This is a genomic window from Anabaena azotica FACHB-119, assembly GCF_014697625.1.
Lineage (GTDB): Bacteria > Cyanobacteriota > Cyanobacteriia > Cyanobacteriales > Nostocaceae > Trichormus > Trichormus azoticus_A.
On the sequence record NZ_JACJSG010000010.1, the window covers coordinates 119,645 to 143,338 of the forward strand.

Below are 23,694 nucleotides of genomic sequence, written 5' to 3' on the forward strand. Positions count from 1 at the left end.
TTCCGGGTAGACAATTATTATCGATCTAGAACAACAAACACGCAAGCTCTAAACCTTGAGTTTTGTTGCACTACATGACTGTATTGTTACTCATTGAGCGTCTCTCTGATTACTGTTCTATAACAATTTCCCCACTTTGCAAATAAAGTTGTCCATATAAAAATATTCGTTACTTACAGAAAAAAACCTGAAAAATACGAATAATTGAGTATTATTACTTACGGGGCTGTTAAATCAGTTATCAGTTATCAGTTATCAGTTGTCAGTTATCAGTTATCAGTTATCAGTTATCAGGTTATTTCCACTGTTCACTGTCCACTGTTCGGAAACCCGTACCCATGAAAACATTGCCATGCTAGGATGGTTTTCGGTAAATTAGCACTCAGGAGTTGAGAGTGCTAACTCTGGAGAAATTAAATATGGCAGCTGTATCTTTAAGTGTATCGACAGTCAAACCTTTAGGCGATCGCGTTTTTGTGAAAGTGAGCGCCTCGGAAGAAAAGACCGCAGGTGGTCTGTATTTGCCCGACACCGCTAAGGAAAAGCCCCAAGTAGGCGAAGTAGTCGCCCTTGGCCCTGGCAGGCGTAATGACGACGGTAGCCGTCAAGAGTTGGAAGTAAAAGTAGGCGATAAAGTGCTGTACTCCAAGTACGCTGGCACTGACATCAAGCTCGGAACTGAAGAATACGTACTGCTTTCTGAGAAAGACATTCTAGCAGTGGTTGGGTAATAGGTAATGGGTAATGGGTAATAGTGAAACCAATTACCAATGACCAATTACCAATGACCAAATTTCATGACACAACAGTTGATTTAACTTCCTGAGATTGACACAACTATGGCAAAGCGCATTATTTACAACGAAAACGCTCGTCGCGCCCTGGAGCGTGGTATTGACATTTTAGCTGAGGCTGTAGCTGTTACCCTTGGCCCCAAAGGTCGGAACGTAGTATTAGAAAAGAAATTTGGTGCGCCCCAAATCGTGAACGACGGTGTAACCATCGCTAAAGAAATCGAATTAGAAGATCATATTGAAAACACTGGCGTTGCTTTGATTCGCCAAGCTGCTTCCAAAACCAACGATGCAGCAGGTGACGGTACAACTACCGCTACCGTTTTGGCTCATGCAATTGTCAAAGAAGGTTTACGCAACGTAGCTGCTGGTGCTAACGCGATTCTGTTGAAGCGCGGTATTGATAAAGCTACCAGCTTCTTGGTTGACAGAATCAGAGAACACGCTCGTCCTGTAGAAGATTCTAAGTCGATCGCCCAAGTTGGGGCAATCTCTGCTGGTAACGACGATGAAGTCGGTCAGATGATTGCTGAAGCAATGGATAAAGTCGGTAAGGAAGGCGTTATTTCCTTAGAAGAAGGTAAGTCTGTAACTACCGAATTGGAAGTAACAGAAGGGATGCGCTTTGACAAAGGCTATATCTCCCCCTACTTCGCCACCGACCCAGAACGGATGGAAGCGATTTTCGATGAGCCTTTCTTGCTGTTGACCGACAAGAAAATTGCTCTGGTGCAAGATTTAGTCCCAGTTCTTGAGCAAGTAGCGCGTGCTGGTCGTCCTCTGGTGATTATTGCTGAAGATATTGAAAAAGAAGCTTTAGCAACTTTGGTAGTTAACCGTTTACGCGGTGTACTGAATGTAGCTGCTGTCAAGGCTCCTGGTTTTGGCGATCGCCGTAAGGCTATGCTGGAAGATATCGCTATCCTCACCGGCGGTCAACTAATTACCGAAGATGCTGGTCTGAAGCTAGACAACACCAAGCTAGACAGCTTAGGTAAAGCTCGCCGCATCACCATCACCAAAGACAGCACCACAATTGTTGCTGAAGGTAACGACGTTGCAGTTAAAGCTCGTGTAGAACAAATTCGTCGCCAAATGGAAGAAACTGAATCTTCCTACGACAAAGAAAAACTCCAAGAGCGTTTGGCTAAACTTTCTGGTGGTGTAGCTGTAGTGAAAGTTGGTGCGGCTACCGAAACCGAAATGAAAGACAAGAAACTCCGCCTAGAAGATGCTATCAACGCTACCAAAGCTGCTGTTGAAGAAGGTATCGTTCCTGGTGGTGGTACAACCTTGGCTCACCTCACCCCCGACCTCGAAGCTTGGGCTACCAGCAACCTCAAAGATGAAGAATTGACTGGTGCTTTGATTGTTGCTCGTGCATTACCCGCACCATTAAAGAGAATTGCGGAAAACGCAGGTCAAAACGGCGCAGTAATTGCTGAACGTGTCAAAGAGAAAGCTTTCAACGTTGGTTTCAACGCTGCTACCAACGAATACGTTGATATGTTCGAGGCTGGTATCGTTGACCCCGCGAAGGTAACACGTTCTGCACTGCAAAATGCTGCATCTATCGCAGGTATGGTGTTAACAACCGAGTGCATCGTTGTTGACAAACCAGAACCCAAAGATAATGCTCCTGCTGGCGCTGGCGCTGGCGGCGGTGACTTCGATTACTAAGATTCTGTAGTTAGATAAGTGAAAAACAGCCGCTTCCACAAGGGAAGCGGCTGTTTTTTGTAGCAATATTTCAGTATTCCAAAGTATAAAATAAATAATTATTGTTTAATAATATACTAATCAAGCTTCAATTCTCAGTTTGCTAAGTATGGAAGATTACCAAGCCGCTTTTATGTACCGTCGCCTTGATACTGACAGTCTAAGTCAATCAGGAAGAAGAGTTGGAGCTATGCACTTTGGAGGTATAACCATTGAGTGTTTAATAAAAGCAATTATTTGTAACACTTTACGCGGAGTTACAAGTGATAACTTAAGAACACATAGTTATACAGAACTTCTAAGCAAACATAACAAACTTAAATCTAGAATTGATAATTTTGCCGAAGCAAGGAAATGGCTAGATCAAGTTGAAAATCCAATGGGTCAACATTTTATAGATATGCGTTATTCTGGCCTTGAGCCTGATGATTCCAATTACAGACGCTGGTTACACGCATACAATAGCATTACAAGTTGGTTAATGAAGCAAGCCACTCAACTTTAAAGAGGTGAAAAATGCAGGACAATTGGCAAGTTTTGCTAAAACAGCAGATTAATAATCAGTATGTAAATAATTTGCAAGAGTGGGTTGATATCAATATTTCTACGTCAGGCTTGCTAAATTTAACAATTGTGAGTGAAAAATTTATTAATTTATCTATTCCTCAGCGTAAAGAACAAATTTTTAACTTACTAAAATCTCAAGTTCCTCATTTATCTCCTGGGTTTATTTCCTTATATACACCTCAAGAAGCAGATTCACTAAATCTTTCAGCACCGCAGGTTTCCAATACACCTTCAGTACAAACTTGGCAAGATTTAGCAATTCAAGCTGCAAATCCGCAAAATCAACCTCAAATTCCCCATAGTGAACCTCGAATACCCAGAACAGTCACATTTTATTCCTTTAAAGGAGGTGTAGGCCGAACTACTGCCTTAACTCATGTTGCTTGGATTTTAGCAATGCGGGGACGTAAAGTTGTCGCCGTAGATTTAGATTTAGAAGCACCTGGTTTGAGTACAGCATTTAACCTTAAACCACAACCCAAATACGGAATTGTTGACTATTTTTATGAACGTTCCTACTTACCAAAAGGAGTAAAACCAAGTATTTCAATTGCTGAAATATTTGGTGAAGTAAGAATACCTAATGCCACAGGAAGATTATTCGTTGTTCCTGCTGGTTATCTTAATCTTGATTATGTCTCTAAGGTTGATGATCTTCATGCCACTACTGTTATTGATGGAGATCAAAATCTGTGGTCTGTTTTTAAGCGTGAAATCTATGAACAATTAAAACCTGATATTCTCTTAATTGATTCAAGGACTGGAATTAATCAATGGGGAGCTTTATCTTTAATTCAAGCTGCTGATGAAGCAATTATTTTTCTTTTCCCTAATGAACAAAATAGACAAGGAATAGAAGTACTTTTACAATCATTACAAAGTATTAAAAATTTATCAATTAATTTTGTTTTTTCTCCTGTACCTGATGTTAATAAATCTGGTTTATCTAAAGTAAAAAAAATATGGAATTTTTTGTTTAAGCAAATGAAAATTAAGGAAACTGATGAGGAGGAAGATTTAGATAATTTTCAATCAGAAATAGAAGAGCCTTTAGTGGTTCCTTATCTTTCCCTAATTGCTTTAGCTGAAAACTATCCTGTACCAGCTTTACTAGATTACTATAATAAAATTGCCAACTTGATTGATGAAGAGACAGATGAACTCCAACGCAGAAATATTTTAACTAATTCAGAGAAACGTTGGTCAATTATTGAAAGCCTACATTTTCCTGAAATAAATGCTGCTAATACAAAAGATTTGAGTTTCCTATTTCAGCGTACTACTGATTTTGAAAAATTTTTAGATGATACAACCTGTTTGATAAGAGGACGAAAAGGAACAGGTAAAACTGCTCTATATTCGCTTTTTCTTAAACACAAAACTGTTGCTCAGAAACTAGCTCGTGGACGCTTAGATAACACTATATTCTTATCAGCACATGGTAGTTTTAATGAACGTCGTCCCTCTCGTGATGAGTTTCAAACCATTCATCAATATTTGCAGCAGAATGGTGGCTCATGGGAGTCTTTCTGGAGGGCTTATTTACTGTTAAGATGTTATCAGGAAGGCTTGTTTAAGGTTCCTAGAGGTGATAAATTTAGGGAACTTAAAGAAATTATTAGTAATTTGCCTAAAGACCGATGGCCTTCTGAATCTACACAAGCTTTACAACAATTATCTATTCATCCTCATTTTATACTGATAATTAAGGATGGAATAGATATGATTAATCAAGAAATTAAAAATAAATCTCAAAAGCTGTGGTTTCTTTACGATGATTTAGATGAAGATTTTCGTAAAGTAGGGGAAGTAAGACAGGAAGCGCTTACTGGACTATTTCAATTAATACAATCTTGTGATGCTAACAAATTAACAGCAATTAGATTTAAAATTTTCTTGAGAGAAGATATATGGAATAGTTTGATTTTTGACAACAAAAGTCATTTTAATGGACGTGATATTCTTTTACAATGGACTAGAGTAGATTTTTTACGATTAGCCCTGCGTCAAGTAATACAATCTGAACAGTTCAAAAATTTAGTTGATCGATTTTCTCCCATTGCTGTTGAGAGCATTGATCAAGCCAGTGAAGAAGCGATTGATAAATCCTTAGAATTACTTTGGGGGAGTCGTCGTAGAACAGGGGACAAAGCTAAATATGTATCCAGATGGGTTTATGAGAGATTAACAGATTCAAGTGGTACAACTTTTCCTCGAAGTTTAAGTATATTACTAGAAGGAGCAAAAGAACAAGAATTAAGCTATAAAGGAAAATCATCAATTCAACCTCCTAGCGATCGTTTACTACGAAGTAAATCTCTAGAAAGCGGCTTGAAAAAAGCATCTGAAAAACGGTGTGATGAAATAAAAGAAGAATATCCCAATTTGGCTAATTTTTTTGATTCTCTTAAGCAAAAATCAGCTTTTTTACAAAGAGAAGAATTACATAATATATGGCAGGAATCAGTACAGGAGATAGAGGATTTTGAAGAATTTTCTTCTTTGTTAATTCAAATTGGCATTATTGAATGGCGCGAAAACCGTAAATGCTATAAGGTTGCGGATATATATGTATACGGTTTTGAGATGATTCGGCAAGGTGCGGTATAAAAATTGTTTAACTTGATATTGCAGGTTGCATAGAAATTCTAGCGGGTTTACGGTTTGAGAAAGGCTTGATTCGTCAATTGTTACGGGAGGACATTATGAAAGAGTCAGTGATTTATCAAGACATCGTTCAAAAGGAAGCATTTAAACTGATTAGTCGTATGCTTAGACGGCGTTTTGGCGATATCGACACTGCATTATTTGAACGTGTTGGGAATTTATCTGCTGATCAGTTAGAAGATTTAGGAGAAGCTTTATTTGATTTCACTGAGGTTCGTGATTTAGAAGCTTGGTTAAATCAGCAAAGCTAGGGTTAAGTTAACAAATACTGGAAACCAGCTACTTCAAAAAGGTGGCTGTTTTTTATGGGCAGGACTTACGCAAGTGTCACAATTGGTGCTTGGTGCGTGACGCTACAAGTCTGATTACTACGTTCAAATATTTTCGCAGCGTCACACACCCTACAGAAAAATATGCCAGTTGCGTAAGTCCTAATGGGAACAAAAGTAAATATCCTCAACTTTAAGTACAAGAACGTTGTCAATTAGTGACGGGAAATTTCTTTGAGTCTGTACCCAGTGGCGGTGATGGCTACTGTAATTGTGGAAAGAGAGCGAACAGCAACACCCCAACTCCCATATATTAAAAATTGACTCTAAGTTTTGCAGCAACATATATGAGCGAAACAGACACCACACTCCTACACACCCTCAACCCCCTGGATAGATTTTCCGATAGAGCTGAAGCTTATGTAAAATATCGTCCCAGCTATCCAGCCGCAGCTATTGATACTATTATTGAAGGCTTATATTCGCCAGTTGTAGCCGCAGATATTGGTGCAGGTACAGGAATTTCCTCACGCTTATTAGCTGAACGTGGTGTGAGAGTTATAGCTATTGAACCAAACGCAGCGATGCGAGAAGCTGCTGAACCTCACCCATTGGTAGAGTTGCGTGAGGGAACGGCAGAATTTACCCAAATAGCCGATAATTCGGTTGATTTGGTCACTTGTTTTCAAGCCTTCCACTGGTTTAACCCAGAACCAACTTTATTGGAGTTTCACCGCATCCTCAAACCATCGGGACGGTTGGCTGTGGTGTGGAATAACCGCGATCAGGAAGATGCGTTAACCGCAGAGTATAGCCGCATTGTCCGCCAAGCATCCAATAACCACCCAGCAGAATCAAGGATGCAGTCGGTAGAACCTTTGTTAGCTACTCCGCATTTTACTAATATTCGTGAGTATACATTTATTTATCGTCAAGAATTAGATTTATCTGGCTTAATTGGTCGAGCGATGAGTGTATCTTATTTCCCGCGTGCAGGTGCTGCTTATGAACAAGCGATCGCTCATTTACAAGATTTATATCAACAGTTTAGCAATGAGCAAGGTTTTGTTTATATGGTTTATCGTACTAGCGTACATCTTGGGGAAGCAGTTTGACAGTTATCAGTTATCAGTTATCAGTTATCAGTTATCAGTTCACATCCCCCACTCTAAACTTGATAACTGTTCACTGCTTTAATAGTAACAGTGGGAATTATGGCTACTGCAACATAGATTATGACATAAACAAATCATAAAATCTATATAGACAGCAACTTATCCATCTGTTTCCTGTCCCTTGTTATACATAAATATCTTTACTGACAATGGCAAAAATCAGGTATGAAGGTTACTGCGAAGGTGAACCAACTAGATTAGTCCGGGAAAAATTTGGTAATGCTAATGTTTATGGACAGCAGACTAAATCTTTGCTAACAAAAGCAACTGGTTTTATTGCTGCTTATGATTTTACATTAAATCCCTATCGTGGTTGTCAATACGGTTGTAGTTATTGCTATGCTGCGGCTTTTAGTCCCAATGATAAGATGCGCCAAGATTGGGGTAACTGGGTGATTTTTAAAGAAAATGCTGAGGAGGTTTTATCTAAGGAATTATATAAATGGTATGCAAAAAATCCCCAAACTCCTCCTCGGATTTATATGAGTAGTGTGACAGATCCTTATCAGCCATTTGAATCTAGATATGGACTAACTCGGAGGTTGTTGGAGGTGATGCTTGAGGTTAGAGATAATGGTTATCCTACACCGACTTTGGTGATTCAAACTCGCAGTCCGATTATTACGAGAGATATTGATTATTTGCAACGGTTTCAGCGCTTACGCATTAATATGAGTATCCCTACTGGGAGTGAGTTGGTACGGAAGGATTTTGAACCGCGATCGCCTAGTATTAAAGCTAGGTTTAATGCCATTTCTATAATTCAGCAAAAGATAGATGCTTTCAAAGGTTTTGTCCCGAAAATTTCCATTACTATTACGCCTTTACTGCCTACTTTACTAACTGATGAAACAAGTTTTATTGACAAACTTGCTATCGCTGATAGGATTGTAATTCAAGATTTCCATCCTAGCCATAATCGCTCACTTATAGCCTCAACTCGTCCAGAAGCTAATACAGTTAAGCCAAAATATGCTTGGTGGTATGCAAGTGAAGAATCAAGTTATATCAAATTCAAAGAAAAGTTAGTTTCTCGGCTGACTCATGTAGAAATTAAAGAAGGTAAAGAGGGTTTTGGTTATGAGTAACGTTATCGCCAATTGGTGGCGGAGTCAGCAGTTTAAGTTAGCTGTCAGCCGTGGTGAAAACAAAAAAGCAGTCAAAATATTACACGAAATTCAAAAGTCAGGTGCAAAATTATCTTGGATAGAAAAATTATTTATTGATAAACTACGACTTGAGCGTTTATCCCAGGAATATCAAGGTGAAATTACCAATTTAAGGCAGGCTATAACAGCAATACCAGAATCAGAGCCTAGTTTAACATTAAGCCCAAATCCAGATTTTATCGAATTTATTTATCAGAGGTTTAATTTAATTCAACATGATAAATATAAACTGCAAGCAACTGGTATTGAAGAAAGGATGTTTGAACATCTGGAAACACAACTTGTTGATTATCTCACCGATGAATTTGGTAAATTACCTGAACAGCAATTGGCTAAAAAATTGGCAGATGCGATAGATGATATTAATAATTTAAAGAAGGGGAAAGACCCAGACTATCGTTTTAGCCTGACACCCCATGTCTATTTTATGAAATATTTTCTAGAAAATGTCTATTGTTTATATTTAGCTTGGTTTCTCATCTACCAGCATGGGTTACTAAATCATAAAATGAATGTCCTTGATATTGCAGCAGGCCCTGGAACAGTTGCTTATGGTTTAGCGTTGCTTCTGCAAAGTGTGAATGATTTTGTTACTTTACCACAAATCCACATATCTTATTACTCTTTAGAGAAACAAGATACTTTTCAGTACAGAGGACTCCAGTTTTGGCGAAAATATATAGAGTCTCAGGCTAAACCGATAAATACTTACTATCGATTTGTGACTAATGATATCTTAAATTGGCAAAATCAAACTAGCAGCGTCCCAGAGAAGTTTTTTGATTTCATTGTGGTTTCTCATTGCTTCTTTTCTGATTCAGATGCAAGAGTTAAAGCACATAATAATTATAAAGAAATATTTGCTAATGGACTCAATGAGCAAGGTTATGTATTATTAATTATTCAAGATAAAAAATTATTCAAAATTTATAATTGTCAATTAAGTGAAGACCAAGAACAGGAAAAAAATATTGTATGTCAGTTTCTGACAGAGTTAGGTTTAAACTTAGTTTGGTATCAATATTTAACTTCCACAGATACTAGAAAGTCTTGTTCTGCTATAGAGTTTGGTAAATTTGCTGAACAAAATCTACCTAAGCAAATTTATATGTTTACTCTGATACAAAAGTATTTTAATCAAAAGTATCCGGCACACTATACGTTAGATGATTACGTGATTGTAGGAAGGAGGTGATGAGAGGTTATATCTTTTTTTAAACCTAGAGGAACACCTACAATTACCGTTTGTTTGACCGTCATAAACAGCGAGTTATCAGCTTGGCTGTCTTAGCCGATGAACAAGCAAATTGGCGACCTAGTAATTACAGCTATCAACTAGGTGGATGTCGCGTCAGTTTGGAGTTCCCCATAGCGAAATTGTTAGACTATGAAGCAACTTGGGAAACCCTAGAACAAACCACCAACCCCTTTGGGATAATTGTCATGGCGCATCTTAAAACCAAGGCAACGCAACGAAACCCAGAAAATCGGCTACAGTGGAAATTAAGCCTAGTGAGAAGGTTATTTGAACGGGGATACAGCCGAGAAGATGTTCAGGAATTATTCCGGTTTATCGACTGGATAATGGTTTTACCAAGAGAGTTGGCGCTAAGTTTTACAACAGAAGTCAAGAGTTACCAGGAGGTACAAAGGATGCGGTACGTAACCAGTATTGAAAGATTTGCAAAAGAGGAAGGAATTGTTGAAACTGCTAGAGAAAGTGTGATCGAAGTGCTAGATACCAGATTTGGCGAAGTACCAACTTCTATTGTGGAAGCGATTAATAAAATTGATCAGCCATCCTTACTCAAGACACTGCTGAAAAGAGCGATCGCAATTCCATCCACTACCGAATTTCAGCAACTTCTAGATAATCTCACATCTGGAGAATAAATACTCATCTTATATAGCAGTAGCCAGATATGTTAAGACATGGATGAATCATAAAATCTTTACAGCAAGCATCTTCAGTGGCTGTCACCTGTCCCCTGTCACCTGTCCCCTGCTATATGTAGATTTGTGAGGATTTACGGGTAATAGTTTCCTCAGCTAAATCAAGTTGACAGTTAATTGCCAGAATATCCATAGGAAGCTATCCTACTCTACGGGACAGCTAAATATAGCATATCAGAAAAACGCCCTTTATTTCTGGCGATCGCTTGTTTAACAGCAAAATTCCCTATTACCCTATAACTTAGTTTCACATGGTTGCACAATCTCCTCAATCTGGCAAAATACTGGTAGTTGACGATTCTCCCGATAACGTCTTTCTCATCAAAACCATTCTAGAGGGAGAAGGTTACACAGTTAGCACCGCCGAAGATGGCTTTTCCGCATTGGCGCAACTGCAAGCATCTCCTTGTGATTTGGTGCTGTTAGACTTAATGATGCCGGGAATGGATGGTTACGAAGTCACTAGGCGGGTGCGTGGGGAGATGAAGTTGCAGCAGTACATCCCCATCTTACTAATTACTGCCCATGATGCCCCAAATGTGGCGCATGGACTAGATTTGGGCGCTGATGATTTCATCCGCAAGCCTGTGACAATGGACGAATTACTCGCCAGGGTGCGATCGCTGTTACGCTTAAAGCATAGTATGGATGAACGCGACGAAATCGCCCGTCAGCGTGAGGATTTTGTCTCTCGTCTCACCCATGATTTACGCACACCTTTAGTTGCAGCTGATCGGATGCTGGCGCTATTTCAACAAGGTGCTTTGGGAGATTTATCGCCGCAAATGTACGAAGTAATTACCATCATGGCGCGTAGTAATATCAACTTGCTGACGATGGTGAACACTTTATTAGAAGTTTATCGCTTTGAAGCTGGTCGTAAAACTTTGGCATTTCAACCAGTGAATCTTAGTCAACTATTAGATGAGGTAGTTGGAGAACTGACACCCTTAGCGCAGGAAAAGCGTTTGGCGATGAATCGAGATTTTGGGGATGTATCGATAAAGAGTATAGTGAGTGGCGATCGCTTAGAACTGCATCGCTTATTTACCAATCTTATAGGTAATGCCATCAAATTTACAGCCTCTGGTTCAGTCACTGTCCGCATCAAAACCGTAACCATCAGTCCTCAAACAGATTTTGCTGACTCTTCTTTATCCCCTACCCACAGCAACTATATAAATGTGGAAATAGCAGATACAGGCCCAGGTATTCCATTAGAAGAACAAGCAACATTGTTTGAAAGATTTCGTCAAGGTAATCATAAAATTACTGGTAGTGGATTAGGTTTGTATCTTTCTCGGCGCATTGTGGAAGCCCATCAAGGTAATATTATAGTTAATTCAGACATAGGTAAAGGCAGTGTATTTACTGTTAGCTTACCAGTAAAAATATAATTTAAAGTATAATTTATATGTAGTTGCATAAACCAACTAATCAAGGATGCAAATCAATGATTACCATTACAAAATCCGAGGTTACTCAAATAATCGAGAAACAACGTAATTTTTTTGCTAGTGGTCAGACCAAAGATGTGAATTTTCGTCTGGAACAATTGCACAAACTTAAACAATTAGTTACAGAAAATGAACAGCCAATAACTCAAGCCTTAAAAGCCGATTTAAATAAATCAGAATTTGAAGCATATTTATCAGAAATTAGTGTTGTTCAAGAAATTAATTATGCTATCAAAAATGTCAAAAAATGGGCTAAACCCAAAAAAGCAGATGTTCCCCTAGACTTTTTTTCCTACTCAGGAAAAATCTATCCTGAACCTTTAGGACTTGTTTTAATTATTAGCCCTTGGAATTATCCATTTAGTCTAATAATTTCACCTTTAGTTGGAGCGATCGCCGCCGGAAATTGCGCTATCATCAAACCTTCAGAACTTGCGCCTCATACCTCTAGTTTAGTCGCAGAACTCGTTCCTCAATACTTCCAGAGCGAGTATATTGCAGTAGTAGAAGGTGGGGTGGAAACTAGCCAAGAATTACTAGCTCAAAAATTTGACCACATCTTTTTTACTGGTGGTACAGCCATAGGTAAAATTGTCATGGAAGCCGCCGCCAAACACCTCACACCAGTGACATTAGAGTTGGGTGGTAAAAGTCCTTGTATTGTTGATACTGACATTAATCTCGAACATACAGCCAGACGCATCACTTGGGGTAAGTTCATGAATGCAGGACAAACTTGCATTGCGCCTGACTATCTATTAGTGGATCAAAATATTAAAAAAGATTTAATCGCCGCCTTACAAAAAACAATCAAAGAACTTTATGGCGAGAACCCAGCCCAAAGTCCAGATTATGGCAGAATTATTAGCCATAGACATTTTGAGCGTTTAACTAAGTTTCTGAACAACGGGAAAATTATCGTTGGTGGTGAAACAAATTATGAGGAAAAATATATCGCTCCCACAATTTTAGATGACGTTGCTTTGAGCGATCCTGTCATGCAGGAGGAAATTTTTGGGCCGATTTTACCTGTGATTGAATACACAGATATTAAAGATGCGATCGCCTTAATCAACTCTCAATCAAAACCCCTAGCTTTATATTTATTTACGCAAAATCAAAACCTGCAAAAACGCATCTTGCAAGAAACCTCATCTGGCGGAGTTTGTCTTAACGATACAATTATGCAGGTAGGCGTTTCATCGTTACCATTTGGTGGCGTGGGTGATAGCGGTATGGGTAATTATCACGGTAAAGCCAGTTTTGACACCTTTTCCCATTACAAAAGCGTCTTGAAAAACTCCTTCTGGTTTGACCTAAATTGGCGTTACGCTCCTTACAAAGATAAATTATCCCTACTCAAGCGAATAATTAAGTAGGGACTAGGGACTGGGGACTGGGGACTGGGTAAAATAACTATGGACTGTTGACTATGGACTAATGACCAATTAACTATACCGTTCTTCCGCCCAAGGTTCACCGCGACGGTTATAACCATTGCGTTCCCAAAAACCCAGTTCTTCCTTATTAAGAAACTCTAAACCATTAATCCACTTGGCGCTTTTCCAGGCGTAAAGGTGAGGTACAACTAAGCGCATCGGCCCGCCATGTTCTGAGGGAAGGTCTTCACCAAATAATTTAAAAGCAAAGAAGTTTTCTTCCCGCACAAAGTCTTCCATTGCAATATTTGTAGTGTAATCACCATAGCAATGTTGCATCACATGAGCAGCTTGAGGATCTACCTCAATCAGACTCATAAAATCTGTGACCTTAATCCCTGTCCATTTGACATCCAGCTTAGACCAACGGGTGACACAGTGAAAGTCTGCCGTAAATTCGTGATGAGGTAAAGCCATAAAATCCGACCATGTAAAAATGGCAGGTTTTACCAAACCCCAAACCCGAAACTCCCACCCGTCGATACTGACTTTAGGCGCTGCGCCATAGGTTAAGACAGGAAAACCCTTGGCTAAATGCTGTCCAGGGGGAACGCGGTCAGCATTTTCTTGGTCTGGTTTCTGAAAAAATTTTCCGAGCATACCTGTATAATAGCTAACAATATAGAAGTTTCTTAATAGCAGCCCCACTGGCGGCACACCACCCGCTACGAATGAAACAAACAAGTAAAATCCTCTTCCCTCCTGCCTTCTGCCTTCTGCCTCCTGCCTTGTTTCTTAATAGCAATCAATACTCTTCATTTTCCTTGCTAGGAAATTTCTATCGATAAATATTAATTTTAATAAACACTAAAAAATCAGGAGCTAAGGATAAATTACTCTTTACTTTATATGATTATTTGATCATCAGTCATGGGTGAGAGGTAATGGGTAATAGGTTCTGCCGATTACTCATTACCTCTTTTTTACTATTCTTCCTCGTCTTCTTCTTCGGCAGATGGATAGACAAATGTAGAACGTCCAGTCAAAATAGATTTGCCCAAGGAGAGAGCTTTTTGCGCTTCCACAGCAGCCTTATGTCTCCAGGTAGCTCGACGTTTATCGCGTTTTGATTTAGATGTTTTCTTCTTAGGAACCGCCATACTAGCTGATATCGTAATTCTTGACAACCTTTCTATTCTAAGCGATCAAATAGCGATGATCACTATTGGGGGGAAAAAGGGGACAGGGGACAGGGGACAGGGGACAGTGGACAGTGGACAGTGGAAATAAACTGACAACTGATAACTGATAACTGATCAGGACTTACGCAAGTGTCACAATTGGTGGTTGGTGCGTGACGCTACAGGTCTCATAACTACGTTCAAATATTTTCGCAGCGTCACACACCCTACAGAAAAATATGCCAGTTGCGTAAGTCCTACTGATAACTGATAACTGATAACTGACAACTGATAACTGACAACTGTCCCCTCTACTTCGCGGCTGGGTTGGGTGAGGTTTGTAGTTTGTCAAAGCCTAAGAGTGATTGGGTGCTTTTGAAGTAGGTCGCCCAGCGTTGGGGGTCGGGACGATTGCGCCATTGTTGACGGCTGACATCTAGGAGTAAGATTGGTGCGATCGCACCATAACTTTGTACGGAGACATACACAGAAATATCTGTAACTAAAATATCTTTGTCGAAGCTGCGTTGAGCTGCGGCCCTAGCTGCCATTTCTGCCCGGCGTAGTATGGCTTCGTAAGTTTCATCAGGTAATCTATCAATAGTCAAGTCAACTCTGGCTGTGTAAGCTCGCACAATCCCAGGAAAAGCTATTTCTGTTACAAGCCATACAGGAATAGGAAATAAAAGCCAAAAAATTAGTGGAAATGTCCGGATTTTTTTGGCAAGTTGGCTAATAACTTGAAAGGGAATGATTAATGATAGTTGTTGAGGACTACTCTTACTCATGACCTGATAGCTCCTTAATTGAGGTTCTTTAATTTGAATAGCTTGAGAAATTTTCCGGAAACGGAAAGTGATAAAAAGTACGTTTCTTTAAAGACTCGATAAGAATCTCCTAGACTATTAGACATAGGTTAGCTTTGTTTTTTCAGCAAAGCCAACCGCAATTTTAGGCAACCATACAACAACCTACAAAGAGCGGGATGGCAAACTACTGGGCGATCGCCATAGGCGTTAATCAATATCATTTATTTCAACCTTTACGTTGCGCCCAAGCCGATGCGGAGGCGCTAAAAGACTTCTTAGTTCAACAAGCAGGCTTTTTCCCCCAACAATGCCTGCTGATGACGGATACTTCCCCACCAATTGAAGACAGACCGACATACCCCACTAAAGACCATATATTGCTGTGGCTGGAAGATTTAGCCGCAGTTTGTTGGCAACCAGATGACCATTTATGGTTCTTCTTTAGCGGTTATGCTGTCCACTGCAACGGCAGAGATTATCTGATGCCCGTAGAAGGTGATCCCAAACTACCAGAAGAGACTGGTATCGAAGTGCGATCGCTAATGCAAAGTTTGCAGCTAGCTAACCTCAATGTCTTACTCATCTTCGATATCAATCGTGCTTGTGGCAGTCAAGGGGATATTCCCGTAGGTAAGGAAATCATCGAACTCGCCGAAGAATTACAACTCGCCACCATTTTGTCCTGTCAGCCAGACCAATTTTCGCAAGAAAGTCGGGAACTCGGACATGGGATATTTACAGGCTCATTGTTGTCGGCGTTGCGTTCCGGTTACGGTAGCGACTTAACCCAATTAACACAACACTTAAGTGTTCTTACTCCCGAATTATCTCAGCATTACTGGCGACCTACGCAAAACCCCGTAGCAGTTATTCCTTTTGATGAACAGACAATTTTGCCGCCAATAGAAACCACAAGCGATACAGAAGTAGAACAGAGCAAAGCCGTTCCTAGCACCATAGAACCATCGGCATCCGAACCGATTATTTTTTCCGAGGAAAACTTTGCAGTAGCCTTCACAGCACCCTCCATCGGCGAATCGTCAAGAAACAATGACAATCAGCCAAAATTCCGCATCTGGAGGCAATCTCCAGGGCTGGAAACCAACGGTAATGGCAAATCACCAACCGTTACCCTAGATAAACAGCCATTACCAGATGAAAATACTGAACCCCAGCCCGATGAAGAAGGGACGGGTGGGAGATTCATCCCCAACGCTCCCCAACCATATATTTCTCGGCTACCCGAAAATAAAGTAGAGCCGCCATTATGGAGACAGTTTCTCCTGTGGGGTGGCGGTACGATGGTAGTTGTGTGTTTAATTTCTATTGTTTTACTTCGCAATCAAGTTAAAATTTTAAAAGCGAGGCAGCAATTAGCCGCTAACAGTGATGCACAAATCATCAAAACCCCCTCAACTCCTCGCCCACTCCCTCAGCTATCTCCAGCGCCATTAAACATACCCAACAATCAAATACCCAAGAACCAATCAACTGCCCAAATAGCGCCTATTTCTGAATCAAAAAAGCGTAATCAAGCTGTCTTAGACCTAGCAAAAATGTCCCTGAAACAAACACAAGCTAGTGATCTAAGTTTAGCGATCGCCACGGCAAAAAAAATCAAACCCGGCGAACCTTTATATGCACAAGCGCAGGAAAATATTCAGATTTGGAGCCAGATGATTCTAGACTTAGCAGAAGGTCGCGCCAAACAAAGACAATATGCCCATGCGATCGCAGCTGCTAAATTAATTCCTCAAGACGAAATCCTATATACTAAAGCACAAAAGTCTATTGAACAGTGGCGCACCGAAGCCAAACAGTTTCTCGCCAATCAAACTCTTATAGATGCTGCTAGCGCCTTAATTAGACCAGGACAAGCTTCCACTTATAACCGGGCGATCGAAGTTGCCAAAAGAGTCCCCGAAGGTCAACCAGGCTCTGATTTAGCCAAAACATCTATTAATCAATGGAGTGAAAAAATTCTTGACCTAGCTAAAAATCGCGCCGATCAAGCAAACTTTACTGCTGCAATTGCCACCGCTACCTTAGTCCCCGAAGGAACAGCCGTCTACGAAGATGCTCAAGAAGCCATCCAGAAATGGGAGGCGAGGAAGAAGAGTCAATAGTCCATAGTCCATAGTCCATAGTCCATAGTCCATAGTCCATAGTCCATAGTCAACAGCCAGACACCTTTCACTGTTGACTGATAACTGATAACTGTTGACTGATAACTGATAACTGATAACTGATAACTGTTGACTGATAACTGATAACTGATAACTGTTGACTAACAATACTGCGACACATCTTCGCCGCACTCATCAGCTAGATAGCACAGCGCACGGAAACGCAAGCTGACGACTTCTTCATATAAAGGGTTAAGTTTACACATAGGCGGAATGTGTAACAAGGTCTGATTAAATAACTTAATGTCGCGCTCAAACGGACATTGTGCAGGGATAATTTTACATAAACGGTGAGCTAATTGGCGATCGCTCACTTTAATACTATCTAACCAGCGTCGTAGGGGTTTGAGAATATCCCACCGTGACTGAGCAGGAGAAGCTGGCAACTGGGTTAAATGACTATTGTTAACTTCTGCGTGATTTATCGCAACCCAGCTAGCAACAAAAAGCTTTTTTGTGGTATTATTAAATACCTTCATGGTTATGCCTCTTTTTTGATGAGGGTATTCACCTTTGCGATCAACTTATACAGCGTGACAACTACCTTGTCGGGAAAAAAACCATTTTGATAGCGATATAACGTTAATCTTTGGCAAATACTGAAGTTAAAACCTAAATTATGACTACGTTCAGTTAATCGCAAATTTCTCGGAAGCGGTAGTGTAATTATCGGATCTTGTTCATAATTTGACCCAGTTTAAATTTTAGTAAAGACATCTATCTTTAGATAGAAGAGCAAGCAGTTTTTACAACTCTTAACATAAATAATTCTAACAAAAAGAGTATTTGATAACAAATAGTTCTGCTGCTAGCTAGCTACTGTAGAAGCTATCTTGAGACATTAGCACTGGCAAAAACTCAGTAAACACAGTGATTTATATCAAATTTGCAGTTTATGGCGTATTGGGGCTGACATATTTCGGGTTAGCCTTGGGCTACATTCCAGGTTTACGGATGAACCGCGCCACTATTGCCTTAGTTGGTTCTGCCTTCTTAATTGCCTTGGGAGTGCTGAATTTACAGGAAGCTTGGCAAGCCATAGATGCTAATACCATCGTGTTTTTGTTAAGCATGATGGTAGTCAATGCTAACTTATCTTATGCAGGCTTCTTTCGCCTTGCCTTATCGGTGTTGTTGAGCTTAACCCGTAGTCCTTTAGGCTTGTTGATAGCTTTAACCTTTGGTAGCGGGATACTTTCCGCCTTTTTCCTCAACGATACATTGGCGCTAGTGTTTACGCCTTTGACTTTGAGTTTGGCGCAAACTTTGGGCTTAAATCCCATACCCTATTTACTAGCGATCGCCGGAGCAACTAACATAGGTTCTGTGGCTACCCTAAGCGGTAATCCGCAAAACATCCTGATAGGTTCATTTTCTGGCATACCCTACTTAGATTTTCTTCGTGTTTTAACCCCGGTCGCCTTCACAGGGTTGATAATTCAGATAGGGTTACTATGGCTACTATATCCTGATGTGCGATCGCTCAAACCTTGCCAAATTTTACCCATCAATAATCAAAGAATATATAAACCATTATTTAATAAAACATTAGTCATTACTACTGGCTTACTGATTGCTTTTACTGTCGGCTTACCTTTAGCACAGTCGGCTTTAGTAGCAGCTAGCCTATTACTAATTACCAGAAGAATTAAACCAGGGCGAATATTAAAAAAAGTAGATTGGAATTTATTAGTAATGTTTTCCGGGTTGTTTATTCTCACAAAAGCCACCCAAAAATTGAACTTACTACAGCCATTTACCCATGCAATTAACTCTGCTGCCAGTTTGTTAGGGATAACAGCTATTTTATCTAATCTAATTTCTAACGTTCCGGCTGTATTGCTATTGCAACCTTTGATTTCTCCAAGTGATACAAAATCCTGGCTATTATTAGCAGCAGGTTCAACTTTAGCGGGTAACTTAACTTTATTTGGCTCAGTTGCCAACTTGATAATTGTCGAAGCTGCTGCGGATTTAGGTTATAAACTCACCTTTTTAGAACATCTACGTTTTGGTGTGCCATTAACAATCTGTACTTTAATTTTGGCTTACGTATTTATCCAATAGGCGATTAACAATAAAGACATTATATTGAGTAAATATCTATTGCTGTAATGTCTCAATTTTCTATGTATTCATTCTAATCAAAAGTTAATTTATTATACATCAGCCTTGTCACGGGATTTGGAAAACCCCTCTCCAAACCTCTCCGTTTCGGTTACAGGCTTTAAATTTTTACCCTTCCTAGTAGAGAAGCTGACTTTTCACGTTATGTGGAAAAGCGCTCCGTCAGACCTAACCCCCCAGCCCCCTTCCCTACAAGGGAAGGGGGAGAAATCAAAGCCTCTCTCCTTGTAGGAGAGAGGTTTGGAGAGAGGTCTTCCAGATCCCGTGAAAAGTCAGGTAAAGAAGGGGGTTAGGTTAAGCGTAGATTTTTCCACATAACGCTTAGTAGAGACAAAAATTACTTAAGTATGGAGGCTATGAAAGATGACTATTTGGAATAAGAGTAGCTGGGATAGAGAAATTGATGCTGAATTAGAACAACTAAAAAAAGAACTCCAGAAATCCTCTATTGATGGGAAAAATCACGCGAAAGGCTTGGATGGTGTTCTTGAAAAATTAAATAATCTAGTAGGTATGCAAAATGTTAAAGATGAAATTAATAATCTGATTAACTTTCTGAAAATTCAACAACTCCGCAAAGAACAAAAACTCGCTACTATTTCTGTGACATTACATTCCGTATTTTGTGGCCCACCTGGAACAGGAAAAACTACTGTTGCCCGTTTGATAGGTGAAATATATAAAGAGTTAGGGCTACTTTCTAAAGGTCATCTTATCGAAACTGACAGATCGGGCTTGGTTGCAGGTTATGTAGGACAAACCGCTATTAAAGTCGATGAACTTGTCGAGTCAGCATTAGATGGCGTGTTATTTATTGATGAAGCCTACGCATTAAAACCCGAAGGTTCTAGTAACGATTTTGGTCAAGAGGCTATAGATACTCTTCTAAAAAGGATGGAAGACTATAGAGATAGGTTAGTAGTAATAGTCGCTGGTTACAGTGAGGAAATGTCTAGATTTATCGATGCTAATCCTGGCTTACAGTCAAGATTCAATAAGTATTTCTATTTTGAAGATTATCAGCCTGATGAGTTGCTAAACATATTTGAAAAAATTTGTGAACAAAACCATTTCCAATTGACTGAAAAAGCAAAGCAAGTATTACTGAATAAACTAACTGATTTATATACAAATCGAGACAAAAAATTTGGTAATGGAAGACTCGTTAGAAATATATTTGAAAAAACTATAGAGAAGCAAGCAAATAGACTGGTAAAACTTTCTGAAGTTAACAAAAAAATGATGATGACAATTGATCTAGAAGATATACCTTAACTTAAAAAGAGTAACACCGTTTCTTGATGAAGTTGCACTGTATTCTTAGCTGTAGAGATGTTGCATTCAACGTCTCTACATGATTTATTTGGTGCAACTTCATAGATAATCAGTATAAATAGGATGTATTACTGCTTTGGGTGAGGTAGCGGTGTTCAGTCGCTTAGATAATTTTGTTCGTGAGAAACCATCTCAAAAAATGCGACTAACACACCCTACTGGCACAACTAATCATAGTGCATAAATATCTCTGTAACTCTGTGTCTCTGTGGTAAATTAATACTATATTTTACCATTGCCACAGCACTAAGCTAACAGCAACTCTTGAACAGTCAAAGATAACTCAGGTAATAACATAGAAATAATCTGTTGATTTTCCATAAATACCGTTTGCTGATAGCTATTTTCTGCCAACAAACAGACTGTAACTTTATTTTCTAAAGGGTCAACAATCCAGTATTCTCCAACACCAATAACCGCATATTCAGAAGTTTTTTGGATATAGTCTCGCTCTACAGATTCAGGACTGACAACTTCAACTATAAGCGGTGGTGGAGTCTTGAGGATAGCTGAAGTCTTTTCAATAGTTTGTGCTTGTTCATTGGTAATTACACAAACATCAGGTCGCCTTGGTTGTTTGTTAGTTAAAACCTCTGTACCATTAGGACGAGGTTGTAAAGGCAATGCCATCTTTTGAATTTCCAAAAAAAAGCGAACCACCAACAAAGTAATAATGGCCTCGTGTTTACCAGTCCCAGGAGGCATTTCTACAAGCACCCCATCCTCAAGTTCATAACGCTTATCCGTACCATCATCAAAGTTTAAATACTCCTGCAAATTAGTAACTTTAAATGGGCTTTTCGTCATAGCGATCGCCTCACCAACTCATCTACAATAAATATCGCACAACAAAACGCAAAGACACCTTATGTGCCTTTGTGCCTTTGCGCCTTTGCGTGAGCTTATCTTAAGAAGCCACCTGTGCAGCCGTGCGAGTCCGCCGCCTTCTACCATCAGTAGCCACCTTGACAGGCGGTTCATCAGGAATTTGCATCAAGAAAGTCACCGATGGCTGACATTGCAACTCACGACGCAGAGAACGTTGCAATTCACGTTCTAAAGTTGCTTGCAAACCACCCCAGTCAACTTCCGGCTGTTCACCAACAGTAGATGCAAACTCCGACCAACGCACAGTTAAAATTTCTTCTATGCGTTGTTGCACCCACTTTTGTAATAGCGATCGCTCTACACTAGTAACAACACCACGCAGATGAATCTCTGGTTTAGCTAGTAGTTTACCCTGCCAATCGATAGCAGCTGCAATAGTTACAATACCTTCTTCTGCCATGCGTTGCCGCTCTTGCAGCACCTTGGCACTCACCATACCAGAACTTGTAGTATCCACCAACTCGATACCAGATGGCACTTTTCCAGCTACAGCAATTGAGTTTTCTGTCAATTCGATGACATCGCCATTCTGAATAATCACCATATTCTCGGCGGGAACACCCATCTTTTGGGCGGTTTGCGCGTGTTTTACCAACATCCGATGTTCACCGTGTACTGGGACGAAAAACTTAGGACGGGTTAAGGCTAGCATCAATTTTTGGTCTTCCTGACAGCCGTGACCGGAAACGTGAATGCCTTGTTCCCTACCATAAACCACTTTCGCCCCTTGCAACATCAACTTATCGATGGTGTTGACTACTGCAATGGTGTTTCCGGGAATGGGGTTAGCAGAGAAGACAACGGTATCACCTTCACGAATTTTGATGTGGGGGTGTTCTTTGTTGGCTATTCTCGTCATCGCCGCCATTGTTTCACCTTGAGAACCAGTGGTGAGAATTAACACGTTCTCATCTGGCAAACCACGAACTGTATGCAGGGGTTGAAACAGATTATCTTCGCATTTGATGTAACCCAAATTCCGAGCATGGGCAATCAAATTTAACATGGAACGTCCGACCACTGTCACCACACGGTTATGCTTTTTCGCCAGTTGCAAAATCATGTTGATGCGATGCACACTGGAAGCAAAGGTAGTGACAAATAACCGCCCTTCCGCTTGACCAAATACTCTATCGAGGTTGGGGAAAACTGCTGCTTCCGAAGGTGTAAATCCGGGAACCTCGGAGTTAGTAGAATCACTTAACAAACACAGTACACCTTTTTCCCCATGTTCTGCGAGGCGTTGAATATCGAATCTTTCCCCATCGACTGGGGTATGGTCAAATTTGAAGTCCCCGGTGTGAATGACTACACCCAGAGGCGTGTGAATGGCTACCGTAAAACTATCGGCGATGGAGTGGGTGTTGCGAATGTACTCAACAAAAAATGATTTACCGATGCGGACTACATCACGGGGTAAAACTGATCTTAATTCTGTGCGATCGCGTACTCCTGCTTCTTCCAATTTACCCTCTAGCATTGCCATTGCTAGTCTAGGGCCATATATCACCGGAATGTCAAATTGTTTGAGGTGAAAAGCAATCCCGCCAATATGGTCTTCATGACCGTGGGTAACAATCATACCCTTAATTTTGTGGCGATTTTCCCGTAGGTAGGTTGTATCTGGCAGGACGATATTCACACCGTGCATTGCCTCTGTGGGAAAAGCCAACCCTGCATCTAACAGGACAATTTCATCATCGTATTCAAAAACACAGGTGTTTTTACCAATTTCATGTAAACCGCCCAAGGGAATAATTTTTAGGCTGGTACTAGTTTCGTTGTTAACCATTTGCTCCTTAGTTTTGTCGTTTGTCGTTTTAAAGTTAATCAAGAAAATTCAGCTTCTTTTAGTAATGACAACATTTGCCTGCTTGTACCAAGCAGTCATTTAATTAAATCTGCAATTTTTGGGTAAATAAAAAGGATTTTATGTCGAATAATTCATTCTATATTTATTAGGTTTTAGCACAAGTTTTAAGATTATTAGCAGCCAAGCAGTAATAAAAATTTCATCAT

At 40.0% G+C, this 23,694-nt stretch carries 20 protein-coding genes; 14 read left to right on the forward strand and 6 right to left on the reverse strand.

Annotation, left to right across the window (positions count from 1 at the left end; genetic code table 11):
- The first annotated feature begins 419 nt into the window (after nt 1-419).
- From groES to H6G83_RS09480, 11 genes are all read left to right on the forward strand, one after another.
- Complete coding sequence (gene groES / locus H6G83_RS09430; protein WP_066375868.1) at nt 420-731, forward strand: co-chaperone GroES; 312 nt, start codon at nt 420-422, stop codon at nt 729-731.
- 108 nt (nt 732-839) lie between these two features.
- Entirely contained in the window at nt 840-2,474 is a 1,635-nt protein-coding gene (groL, locus tag H6G83_RS09435) for a chaperonin GroEL (RefSeq protein WP_190470443.1), read from the forward strand.
- Nucleotides 2,475-2,622: 148 nt separating this feature from the next.
- Nucleotides 2,623-3,018, forward strand: coding sequence for a HEPN domain-containing protein (locus H6G83_RS09440; RefSeq protein WP_190470446.1), 396 nt, complete (start codon nt 2,623-2,625; stop codon nt 3,016-3,018).
- 11 nt (nt 3,019-3,029) lie between these two features.
- Entirely contained in the window at nt 3,030-5,690 is a 2,661-nt protein-coding gene (locus tag H6G83_RS09445; protein WP_190470447.1) for a ParA family protein, read from the forward strand.
- 95 nt (nt 5,691-5,785) lie between these two features.
- Entirely contained in the window at nt 5,786-5,998 is a 213-nt protein-coding gene (locus H6G83_RS09450) for a DUF4351 domain-containing protein (protein WP_190470450.1), read from the forward strand.
- A gap of 365 nt (nt 5,999-6,363) precedes the next feature.
- Complete coding sequence (locus tag H6G83_RS09455; RefSeq protein WP_190470453.1) at nt 6,364-7,131, forward strand: class I SAM-dependent methyltransferase; 768 nt, start codon at nt 6,364-6,366, stop codon at nt 7,129-7,131.
- Between the two features lie 209 nt (nt 7,132-7,340).
- The gene (locus H6G83_RS09460; RefSeq protein WP_190470456.1) at nt 7,341-8,279 is read left to right on the forward strand and encodes an SPL family radical SAM protein; all 939 of its coding nucleotides are present in this window, start codon (nt 7,341-7,343) and stop codon (nt 8,277-8,279) included.
- Nucleotides 8,272-9,555, forward strand: coding sequence for a photosystem II assembly protein (locus H6G83_RS09465; RefSeq protein WP_190470459.1), 1,284 nt, complete (start codon nt 8,272-8,274; stop codon nt 9,553-9,555). The genes H6G83_RS09460 and H6G83_RS09465 overlap by 8 nt, the downstream gene beginning before the upstream one ends.
- A 50-nt stretch (nt 9,556-9,605) precedes the next feature.
- On the forward strand, nt 9,606-10,253 hold the full coding sequence (locus tag H6G83_RS09470) for a hypothetical protein (protein WP_242044508.1): 648 nt from the start codon (nt 9,606-9,608) through the stop codon (nt 10,251-10,253).
- Between the two features lie 311 nt (nt 10,254-10,564).
- Nucleotides 10,565-11,710, forward strand: coding sequence for a hybrid sensor histidine kinase/response regulator (locus H6G83_RS09475; RefSeq protein WP_190470462.1), 1,146 nt, complete (start codon nt 10,565-10,567; stop codon nt 11,708-11,710).
- Nucleotides 11,711-11,766: 56 nt separating this feature from the next.
- Nucleotides 11,767-13,149 (forward strand): aldehyde dehydrogenase, encoded by a 1,383-nt coding sequence (locus H6G83_RS09480; RefSeq protein ID WP_190470465.1) that lies wholly within the window; start codon nt 11,767-11,769, stop codon nt 13,147-13,149.
- A 69-nt stretch (nt 13,150-13,218) separates the two neighbouring features.
- On the opposite strand, the gene H6G83_RS09485 is transcribed toward H6G83_RS09480, so the two are convergent.
- From H6G83_RS09485 to H6G83_RS09495, 3 genes are all read right to left on the reverse strand, one after another.
- On the reverse strand, nt 13,219-13,809 hold the full coding sequence (locus tag H6G83_RS09485; protein ID WP_190470559.1) for a sulfite oxidase-like oxidoreductase: 591 nt from the start codon (nt 13,807-13,809) through the stop codon (nt 13,219-13,221).
- A gap of 326 nt (nt 13,810-14,135) precedes the next feature.
- On the reverse strand, nt 14,136-14,309 hold the full coding sequence (gene rpmF / locus H6G83_RS09490; protein WP_190470562.1) for a 50S ribosomal protein L32: 174 nt from the start codon (nt 14,307-14,309) through the stop codon (nt 14,136-14,138).
- 332 nt (nt 14,310-14,641) lie between these two features.
- Nucleotides 14,642-15,118: a hypothetical protein gene (locus tag H6G83_RS09495; RefSeq protein WP_190470466.1), complete on the reverse strand. Its 477-nt coding sequence runs from the start codon at nt 15,116-15,118 to the stop codon at nt 14,642-14,644.
- A 197-nt stretch (nt 15,119-15,315) separates the two neighbouring features.
- Here H6G83_RS09495 and H6G83_RS09500 point away from each other — a divergent pair, with 197 nt between their 5' ends.
- The gene (locus H6G83_RS09500) at nt 15,316-17,265 is read left to right on the forward strand and encodes a caspase family protein (protein ID WP_190470467.1); all 1,950 of its coding nucleotides are present in this window, start codon (nt 15,316-15,318) and stop codon (nt 17,263-17,265) included.
- A gap of 161 nt (nt 17,266-17,426) precedes the next feature.
- Here H6G83_RS09500 and H6G83_RS09505 read toward each other — a convergent pair whose 3' ends face one another.
- A complete protein-coding gene (locus tag H6G83_RS09505; protein WP_190470468.1) occupies nt 17,427-17,804 on the reverse strand; it encodes a Mo-dependent nitrogenase C-terminal domain-containing protein in 378 nt (125 codons plus the stop codon).
- Between the two features lie 391 nt (nt 17,805-18,195).
- On the opposite strand from H6G83_RS09505, the gene H6G83_RS09510 reads away from it, so the two are divergent.
- Nucleotides 18,196-19,392, forward strand: coding sequence for an anion transporter (locus H6G83_RS09510; protein ID WP_190470469.1), 1,197 nt, complete (start codon nt 18,196-18,198; stop codon nt 19,390-19,392).
- Nucleotides 19,393-19,815: 423 nt separating this feature from the next.
- Nucleotides 19,816-20,727: an AAA family ATPase gene (locus H6G83_RS09515; RefSeq protein WP_190470470.1), complete on the forward strand. Its 912-nt coding sequence runs from the start codon at nt 19,816-19,818 to the stop codon at nt 20,725-20,727.
- 306 nt (nt 20,728-21,033) lie between these two features.
- Here the strand turns inward: H6G83_RS09515 and H6G83_RS09520 are convergent, their stop codons facing one another.
- Both H6G83_RS09520 and H6G83_RS09525 read right to left on the reverse strand, forming a co-directional pair.
- Nucleotides 21,034-21,594, reverse strand: coding sequence for a Uma2 family endonuclease (locus H6G83_RS09520; RefSeq protein ID WP_190470471.1), 561 nt, complete (start codon nt 21,592-21,594; stop codon nt 21,034-21,036).
- Between the two features lie 100 nt (nt 21,595-21,694).
- Entirely contained in the window at nt 21,695-23,467 is a 1,773-nt protein-coding gene (locus tag H6G83_RS09525) for a ribonuclease J (RefSeq protein WP_190470473.1), read from the reverse strand.
- Nucleotides 23,468-23,694 lie beyond the last annotated feature (227 nt).